A 7,936-nucleotide genomic window follows, 5' to 3' on the forward strand; every position below is an offset into this window, starting at 1 on the left:
GGATTCTACAAACAGTGTTGGACAAACGGGGCGGTTTATCTACGCCCGGGGCGCGTCCAGCATGGAGCCATCGCAATCAGGGGCGTCGCCCCGTGGAGAGTTTCATGGCTAAGCGTGATGTGGTGTTTCCGAAGGGTCGACAGGATCTGTATGACCGTTACCGTTATTCGCCGGCGGTGAAGACCAACGGCCTTCTGTTTGTGTCCGGGCAGGTCGGCAGCCGTGAGGATGGCTCCCCCGAACCGGACGTCGAGGCGCAGGTGCGGCGGGCGTTCCAGAATCTCAACGCGATCCTGGCCGAAGCCGGCTGCACGTTCGATGACGTGCAGGACGTGACGGTGTTCATGATCGATCCGGCCAACATCCTGGAGCGGGTGTGGCCGGTGGTGATGGAGTACTGGGGCGAGGCCCCCCATCCGACGTTGACGGCGGTTGGGGTGACCTGGCTGGCCGGATTCGACGTGGAGTTCAAGGTGGTGGCGAAGTTGCCGGAGCGGTGAGGCGGACGGTATGACCCTGGGTCTGGAGCATGGGTAGGGTCGCACGACAGTCGACCGCCGATTACGGCGGTCGGCGCGGCGAAGGCCGGGTGCCTGGCGCAGAAGCGCGTCATCGTTCGTGATCACGCCGATATCGAACGATGTTGGCTTCCGTGCAGTCGACCAAGGTCGACTCTACCGATGCACCCAACATCCCGGCCCCCGGCAATTGTGCGATCAGGTGCCCGATGTCGGAGTGATTCGCAGGCGGGTGACGCGGCGGCGGTCCATGGCATCTACCTGCACCGTGTAGCCCTCGTGCTCGATGGCGTCGCCTTCCACCGGCAAGCGGTCCAGCTGCTGCAGCAGTAGTCCAGCCAGGGTCTGGTAACGCGGGTGGCGCGGGAAGTTGATCCCGGTCAGGCGCTGCAGGTCGTCCAGCGTAAGCGCGCCATCCGCTTCCCAGCTGCCGTCTTCTCGCGCCTGCACACCATAGCGTTCGTCCTGGGTGTCGGCGAGGTCGCCGGCAATCGCCGCCAGCAGATCGTTGGCGGTGACCAGGCCTTCCACGCTGCCGTACTCGTCAACCACAACGGCAACCGGCACCGGCTGCTCGCGAATGACCTCCAGCGCCTGCAACACGCTCGCGCTGGAGATCACGTAGGCCGGCTCGCGCAGGGCATCCTGCAGGGACAGCGGCTTGCCCTGCAGAACGCCGGCCAGCAGGTCGCGGCTCTGCACGATGCCCTGCACCTGGTCCAGGTCGCCCTCGGCCACCAGCATGCGGGTGTGCGGCGAGTCGATCAGCTTCTGCATCGCGTGTGCCTCACCGCGACCGACATCGATCCATTCCAGATCCGCACGTACCGTCATCACGCTCGACACCGGGCGATCGGCCAGGCTGAGCACGCTGCGGATCATGTCCTGTTCGGCCGGTTCCAGGCGCTCTTCGCTGGACCCTTCTTCGTGCGCGTCGTCCTGGCCCTGCCTGGGCTGCGCACCGAGCATGCGCAGCACCGCGTCGGCCGTGCGTTGACGGAACGGCAGGCGCTTCTCGTTGCGCTCACGCTTGAAGCGCACCCACTGGTTGAAGCTTTCCACCAGGATCGAGAACGCAATGGCGGCGTACAGATACCCCTTGGGAATCTTGTAGCCCAGCCCCTCGGCCACGAGGCTGAAACCGATCATCAGCAGGAAGCCCAGGCACAGCACGACCACGGTGGGGTGCTTGTTGACGAAGCGGGTCAGCGGCTTGCTGGCCAGCATCATCACCGCCATGGCGATCGTGACGGCGGCATACATCACGCCCAGATGGTCGACCATGCCGACTGCGGTGATCACCGAGTCCAGCGAGAACACCGCATCCAGGACCACGATCTGGGTGACCACGGCGGCGAAGCCGGCATACACCTTGTTGCCGTTTTCACTGTGTTCGCGGCCTTCCAGGCGCTCGTGCAGTTCCATGGTGCCCTTGAACAACAGGAACAAACCGCCGCCGAGCAGGATCAGGTCGCGCCCGGAGAAGCTATGGCCGAACACATCGATCAGCGGCTCGGTGAGCTTCATGATCCAGGACAGCGCGGCCAGCAGCACCAGCCGCATCAGCAATGCCAGGCTGAGGCCGATCAGGCGTGCGCGGTCGCGCTGATGCGGTGGCAGCTTGTCCGCCAGGATCGCAATGAACACCAGATTGTCGATGCCCAATACGATTTCGAGCACCACCAAGGTTGCAAGCCCCAGCCAGATGTTGGGGTCAGCGAGCCATTCCATTACAGGTCATCTCAATAGGAAACAGAAAGTAGAGCCGCATCACGGTGCATTTTCGTCATGCGTCATCAGGTCGCCGGGCTGGCACTGCAGCTCACGGCAGATGGCGTCTAGCGTGGAAAACCGGATCGCCTTGGCCTTGCCGGTCTTGAGGATCGACAGGTTGGCCAGGGTGATGTCCACGCGGCTGGACAGCTCGGACAGCGTCATACCCCGTTTGGCCAGCATCTGGTCCAGGGTGATGACCACCGCCATCAGACCACGCCGTCCAGGTCTTCGCGCATGGCCGCACCGGCCTCGAACACGCGGACCATCACGAACAGCATCAGCACCGCGATCAGGCCGGTGATCGACATGCCGCCGCCGACCTCCATCCAGGCGAATGCCGGGCCCATCCAGCTGGCGTGCAGGCCAATGGCGATGGAGAGCAGTTCCATCGCCAGCATCAACCAGGCCATCCGCCGCAGGCGCAGGGCGTGGCCGTGCGCGAACAGATGCCCGCCGCGGACCGCGCGCACGAATCGCTGCAGGTGGCGCAGGAACACCAGGCCAATGCTGAGCAGGACCACGATGCCGAGCAGACCCAGGCTGAAGTGGGGGAACAACCACTGCTGCTGGGCCTGGTCAGCGGTCAGCCCGGCGGATTGCAGCAGCCAGCTTCGGTCGAAATACACCACGGGGAAGGCGCACAGGGCGGCCAGGATGCCCAGCCAGCACAGGCCCATGACGGCACGCAGTGCGATGCGGGTGAAATGAACGATGTCGCCCGACGTCGAGGGTCGGTCGGTACTGCCTGCCACGTGGCCTCCAGGATCGACGGCCGCCAGTGACCGTCGGTTTATTGATAAACGATAAAGGTGGGCGTTGTCCAGAGTCAGCAGTAGCCCCCGCAGGCTATGTGATGATCGAATTAACAGAAAATTGACATGGACATGAACAGCGGGCAGAGTGGCGAACGCCCGGAGGGGCACTCAACATTCCTGGAAGGAAAAGCATGAAGAAGTTCGTTACCCTCGCCGCCGCCATCGCGCTGGCCACCCTGTCCACCAATGCCTTCGCCGGCCAGGCTTTCGTCCGCGGCGAGCTGGGCAGCAGCGAAACCGAAGTCAGCTTCAATGGCTTCAGCGGCAGCGAGTCGGACACGGCCGCCGTCCTCGGCGGTGGTTACTGGTTCACCCCGAACATCGGTGTCGAAGGCCACGTGGGTTCGCTGTACAACAAGAGCGTGGGCTACGACGAAGAACTGGACCTGGTCTCGATCGGTGCCGGTCTGGTGGTCAAGAAGAATTTCGGCGCGGACAACACCGGTTTCTTCATCGGTGCCCGTGCGGGTGTTGCGCGCATGACCGCGCAGGTCCGCGAGGACACCTGGGACGTGGTGGATGACGAAAGCTCGACCAAGCCGTACTACGGCGTGAACGTCGGCTATGACTTCAGCCGTCGCTGGGGCCTGAGCCTGAACTACGACCGTCGCCAGGGCGAGTTCAGCGGCGTGGACGTGGACGTGGACACCTATAGCCTGGGTGGTGAGTTCCGCTTCTGATTGGCAGTGCAGCCGGGCAAGCCCGGCTCTACGGTAAGTGATTTACCAGCATCCTCGTCGATGCGGACGGCAGACCGGCAACGGTCTGCCGTTTTTTTTCCAGCGCTGGTGTACGCTCGCCGCACACAACGGTGCTGGAGGGCGCGATGGCGAAGGTGACCGGAATAGGCGGGGTGTTCTTCAAGGCGCGTGGCGACCGCAAGGAACTGGCCGACTGGTACCGCCAGCACCTGGGCATGGCGCTGGAGGATTTCGGTGGCGCGGTGCTGCGCTGGCCGGATGACCGTGCCGACGACGGTGGCCTGACCGTCTGGCATGTGGCCGAGCGCGACACGCAGTGGTTCAGCCCGAGCGACGCGGCCTTCATGATCAACTACCGCGTGGATGATCTGGACGCGTTGCTGGCGCAACTGCGTGAGGCGGGCGTGCAGGTGGTGGCCGGGCCCGAGCAGCACGAGAACGGCGCGTTCGCCTGGATACTGGACCTGGACGGCAACAAGGTCGAACTGTGGCAGCCCAAGGCGTGGGATCCGGAGCGCCGCCCGGGCTGAACCGGTAAGCGGGGAGGGCGGGCTTTCACGCGGCATCGCGCGGGCGTTGCCGATAGTGGAGGCATGTCCGCGTTTTTCTTTCTTCCCCGATGCCGTTGATTTCCGAGCGCATACAACGACTGCCGTGGCCGTGGCCGTGGCGCACGGCGCTGCTGTGGTTCCTGTCGATCTACGCGGTGTACCTGCTGGCCGGCAATGTGTTTCTCAATACGCCGCTGTTCGAAATGGTGGTGAACCGCAAGCCGGAAAAGTTCACCCTGCAGACCGGCCCGGCGGTGACCCTGCTGCCCGGTCATGCCATCGTCTGGAACATCCGCATTCGCGGCCAGGCCAATCACACCGTCTACATCTTCCGCGCGGAACGGGCGAGTGCGTGGATCTCGCTGCCGGCGCTGGTGCGCAGGGAAGTGCACATTCCGCGTATCAACGCGACCGATGTCGAGGCGGAGGTGGAACGGGTGGAGAAGGCGATCCCGCCACCGCCGCGCGGTGATCGCGGCTGGGTGATGCGGCTGGATGCGATCCACAGCGACAGCATCCACAGTGCCCGCTTCGGCAAGCTGATGATTGCGGGCAAGGGCGACGGCACGGTGGGTTTCGTCAAGCAGATCAAGGGCGGTCCGTCGGAGCTGCTCGACTCCAACGCCGGGTTCAAACAGGCCACGGTGACCTGGGACGGCGTGACCCTGCTGGAAGACACGCGGCTGGATGCGCGTTTCAGCTATCCGCGCCATTACCGCGATGAAGCGCCGGGCATCCGCAAGTTCGGGCTGGTGCAGGCCAGTCTGGAGATCGAAGGACGCAGCCGTGCGTTGCAGATTGATACCGCCGGGGCGCATGCCAAGGTCGGGACCGCGCCGGCTGAGGCGCACATCAAGGGCGCGCTGGGCCTGGACAGGGGCGAGCTGAAATCCGGAAGCCGGCTGGTGTGGCGCCTGCCGCTGCATGCCGGTGTGCATGCGACCGACCGCGGCATTCTGGCATTGCAGCTGGATCTGGCGCAGGACATCCGGGTGCAGGCACGGCTGCCGCGTGACGAGGAGACCGGGAGCGAGCTGGATGCGGATCTGACCGTGGCCGGCCGGAAGATTCCCTTCGAGGCCCCGGCGACCCTGCTGCCGCGCCTTTCCGGTGAGGTGCGTGGGGCCTGGCAGTTTGAATCGTTGAACTGGATTGCCGACCTGTTCGTGCGCAAACCCTGGTTCCATCTGGATGGCGGTGGATTGCTCAATGCCGACCTGAAGATCAAGGACGGGCAACTGGCGGCGGGCAGCACGCTGGACATTCCCAAGGTGGCCGCGGTGGCCGAGGTGGCCGGCGTGCGCATGCAGGGTGATGCGCAGGCCAAGGGTCGGATTGCGGCCGGCGATCCTGCGCAGGCGCATCTGGATGTTCGCATTCCCGCGTTCCGCGCGGCCGCATCCGGCGAGAAGCAGGTGCTGTTCGAGGGGCAGAACATGGACCTGGCCCTGCAGGCTGATGCACGCCTCAAGGAAATGCGCGACACCCTGCAGTCGCGGCTGCATTTCACCGATGCGCGGGTGCCGGACCTGACCGCCTACAACCGTTACCTGGGCGAGGGCAGTGTGCGTTTGCTGGGCGGCACCGGGTTGCTCAGTGGTGACGTTGAGCTCGACACCTCGGGCCGGGTCGGGCGTGGGCGTGCCGACCTTCGCGGGCGCGGTGCGCAGTTGCAGGTCGCCGGCATGCAGCTGGCCGGCGATGCCCAGGTCAAGGCGCAGCTGAAGCGCGCGGACCTGCAGGCCAAACAGTTCGACCTCGGTGGCAGCACGGTGCTGCTGCGGAACATCCGTACCGGCGATGGCAAGGGCGACGCCACGTGGTGGGGCACCCTGACCCTGCGTGAGGGGAAGATCGATGCCGCAGCACCGTTCGAGGTGGACGCGCAGACCGACGTGCGCCTGCGCGATGCCGGGCCGCTGCTGGGCGTGTTTGCCGAACGCAGCGCCTACCCGCGGTGGGTGCTGGGGATGCTGGATTCGGGCGAGGTGCAGGCGACCGGGCGGCTGCGCTGGAAGCGCGGCGCGGTGACCATTGACGATCTGGAAGCCGAGAACGAACGGCTGTCGCTGCGTGCACGACTGCAGATGGCCAAGGCGCAGAAGAAAGGTGATCTGTACCTGCGCTGGGGTGTGTTGGGAGCCGGCATCGAGCTGGACGGCGACCAGCGCCAGTGGCACCTCGCCGGCGCGCGCGAGTGGTACGAGAGCCGACCGCGGGTGATGCCGGCCCCGCGTTGACGGAAAAGGGCCCGCCCCTGACCCAGGCATCTGAGTGCCAAACGGTGGACCCTAAGGTCTCCACGGGTGTGGGGGGCGGGCTTGCTCGGAATATACGCGTGGTGACACGCCATGCGTGTCAACGCGAATCCTGCTCGCTCATGACGGGCACCAAGGCCTCCGTCGGGCATTCCCGCGGTTCATGACACGCATGGCGTGTCACTACGGGGTCGCTTTCGGCCAGCTGCCGTGCCAGCTCAACACTGGCCACGTGCCCGTGCAGGAACAACAACCCTTCATAGATGTTCATGGCGTCACCTCAAGGCTTGAATGGCCGTCATCTTGGGCGCACCATCGGCAGCGGAAAAGCGACATTTCCGCAACTTTGACTTGAGCAGGATTCAAGCCTTCATGTCCCGCATGCCGCTGCAATCGCTGCACAATTTCGTGGTCGCGGCCCGCTTGGGCAACCTGACCCGTGCGGCCGAATCGATGAATCTCACGGTGAGCGCGCTGAGCCATCAGATGCGCCAGCTCGAAGAACGGCTGGGCTATCCGCTGTTGCTGCGCCAGGCCCGCGGAGTGCGGCTGACACCGGAAGGACAGCGCCTGCTGGAGCAGGTGGGTCCGCATCTGGATGCGATTGGCGAGGCCTTCCAGCCATTCGCGGCACGACACGACAGGGTGCTGACGGTCAGCGCGGTGCCGTCGATGGCGTCGAACTGGCTGGTGCCGCGCCTGGGTCAGTTCGTGGCCGCATATCCGCAGATCGAGATCAACCTGGAATCCACCGAGCGGCTGACCGATTTCGAGCGGCAGCTGCAGGTCGATGCCGCATTGCGGGTGGGCGCGGGGCAGTGGCCCGGCGTGACCGCTGAGCCGCTGTTCGACGACTGGCTGGTGCCGATGGCCAGTCCGGCGCTGGTGGCGCGGATGGGTGGAGTAGAGGCGACGGCGTTGTCGCAATGGCCGTTGCTGGGTGATCCGGACGGCGAATGGCAGCGCTGGTTTGCGCTGACGGGTGAGACGGCACCGAGCCGGTATGTGGCGATGCTCAATGATTCGGAATCACACCACCGTGCCGCGCTGGATGGGATCGGCGTGGCACTGGGGCGGGTGACCCGGGCGCAGCTGCTGCTGCAGTCCGGGCAGTTGATCGCGTTGTCACCGCATCGCTTGAAAACGCGCTGGTCGCACTGGCTTGTGTATCCCGCGCGATCGGCGACGCATCAGGGGTTCCTGGCGTTTCGTGAGTGGGTGATGGCGCAAGCCAAGGCCCACGCGGCCACTATGTAGAGCCGGGCTTGCCCGGCTTGCCGAAATTGCCGATCAAAAGCAGCCGGGCAAGCCCGGCTC

At 65.1% G+C, this 7,936-nt stretch carries 9 protein-coding genes; 5 read left to right on the forward strand and 4 right to left on the reverse strand.

What is annotated here, in order from left to right:
- Positions 1 to 104: 104 nt before the first annotated feature.
- Positions 105 to 500 (forward strand): RidA family protein, encoded by a 396-nt coding sequence (locus tag QMX83_RS09030; RefSeq protein ID WP_282296291.1) that lies wholly within the window; start codon positions 105 to 107, stop codon positions 498 to 500.
- A 216-nt stretch (positions 501 to 716) separates the two neighbouring features.
- Here the strand turns inward: QMX83_RS09030 and QMX83_RS09035 are convergent, their stop codons facing one another.
- The 3 genes from QMX83_RS09035 to QMX83_RS09045 are packed head-to-tail and all read right to left on the reverse strand — an operon-like array spanning position 717 to position 2,965.
- Positions 717 to 2,249 carry a TerC family protein gene (locus QMX83_RS09035; RefSeq protein WP_282296292.1) on the reverse strand — a complete coding sequence of 511 codons (1,533 nt, stop codon included), beginning with the start codon at positions 2,247 to 2,249 and terminating at the stop codon, positions 717 to 719.
- A gap of 39 nt (positions 2,250 to 2,288) precedes the next feature.
- On the reverse strand, positions 2,289 to 2,501 hold the full coding sequence (locus tag QMX83_RS09040) for a helix-turn-helix transcriptional regulator (RefSeq protein ID WP_282296293.1): 213 nt from the start codon (positions 2,499 to 2,501) through the stop codon (positions 2,289 to 2,291).
- Entirely contained in the window at positions 2,501 to 2,965 is a 465-nt protein-coding gene (locus QMX83_RS09045; RefSeq protein ID WP_282296299.1) for a DUF2975 domain-containing protein, read from the reverse strand. Before QMX83_RS09045 ends, QMX83_RS09040 begins: the two co-directional genes overlap by 1 nt.
- Positions 2,966 to 3,240: 275 nt before the next feature.
- Here QMX83_RS09045 and QMX83_RS09050 point away from each other — a divergent pair, with 275 nt between their 5' ends.
- The 3 genes from QMX83_RS09050 to QMX83_RS09060 all read left to right on the forward strand — a co-directional run bounded on the left by QMX83_RS09050 (position 3,241) and on the right by QMX83_RS09060 (position 6,601).
- The gene (locus QMX83_RS09050) at positions 3,241 to 3,789 is read left to right on the forward strand and encodes an outer membrane beta-barrel protein (RefSeq protein WP_282296294.1); all 549 of its coding nucleotides are present in this window, start codon (positions 3,241 to 3,243) and stop codon (positions 3,787 to 3,789) included.
- 146 nt (positions 3,790 to 3,935) lie between these two features.
- The gene (locus tag QMX83_RS09055; protein WP_282296295.1) at positions 3,936 to 4,340 is read left to right on the forward strand and encodes a VOC family protein; all 405 of its coding nucleotides are present in this window, start codon (positions 3,936 to 3,938) and stop codon (positions 4,338 to 4,340) included.
- Between the two features lie 89 nt (positions 4,341 to 4,429).
- A complete protein-coding gene (locus QMX83_RS09060) occupies positions 4,430 to 6,601 on the forward strand; it encodes a hypothetical protein (protein ID WP_282296296.1) in 2,172 nt (723 codons plus the stop codon).
- Between the two features lie 118 nt (positions 6,602 to 6,719).
- Here the strand turns inward: QMX83_RS09060 and QMX83_RS09065 are convergent, their stop codons facing one another.
- The gene (locus tag QMX83_RS09065) at positions 6,720 to 6,890 is read right to left on the reverse strand and encodes a hypothetical protein (RefSeq protein WP_282296297.1); all 171 of its coding nucleotides are present in this window, start codon (positions 6,888 to 6,890) and stop codon (positions 6,720 to 6,722) included.
- Between the two features lie 101 nt (positions 6,891 to 6,991).
- Here QMX83_RS09065 and QMX83_RS09070 point away from each other — a divergent pair, with 101 nt between their 5' ends.
- Entirely contained in the window at positions 6,992 to 7,876 is an 885-nt protein-coding gene (locus tag QMX83_RS09070; RefSeq protein WP_282296298.1) for a LysR substrate-binding domain-containing protein, read from the forward strand.
- Positions 7,877 to 7,936 lie beyond the last annotated feature (60 nt).

The sequence above is a fragment of the Stenotrophomonas sp. PS02289 genome (genome assembly GCF_029960115.1).
Lineage (GTDB): Bacteria > Pseudomonadota > Gammaproteobacteria > Xanthomonadales > Xanthomonadaceae > Stenotrophomonas.

Coding starts and splice junctions, on each gene's coding strand:
- QMX83_RS09030 (WP_282296291.1), top strand. CDS start 105: ATGGCTAAGCGTGATGTGGTGTTTCCGAAGGGTCGACAGGATCTGTAT.
- QMX83_RS09035 (WP_282296292.1), bottom strand. CDS start 2,249: ATGGAATGGCTCGCTGACCCCAACATCTGGCTGGGGCTTGCAACCTTG.
- QMX83_RS09040 (WP_282296293.1), bottom strand. CDS start 2,501: ATGGCGGTGGTCATCACCCTGGACCAGATGCTGGCCAAACGGGGTATG.
- QMX83_RS09050 (WP_282296294.1), top strand. CDS start 3,241: ATGAAGAAGTTCGTTACCCTCGCCGCCGCCATCGCGCTGGCCACCCTG.
- QMX83_RS09055 (WP_282296295.1), top strand. CDS start 3,936: ATGGCGAAGGTGACCGGAATAGGCGGGGTGTTCTTCAAGGCGCGTGGC.
- QMX83_RS09060 (WP_282296296.1), top strand. CDS start 4,430: ATGCCGTTGATTTCCGAGCGCATACAACGACTGCCGTGGCCGTGGCCG.
- QMX83_RS09065 (WP_282296297.1), bottom strand. CDS start 6,890: ATGAACATCTATGAAGGGTTGTTGTTCCTGCACGGGCACGTGGCCAGT.
- QMX83_RS09070 (WP_282296298.1), top strand. CDS start 6,992: ATGTCCCGCATGCCGCTGCAATCGCTGCACAATTTCGTGGTCGCGGCC.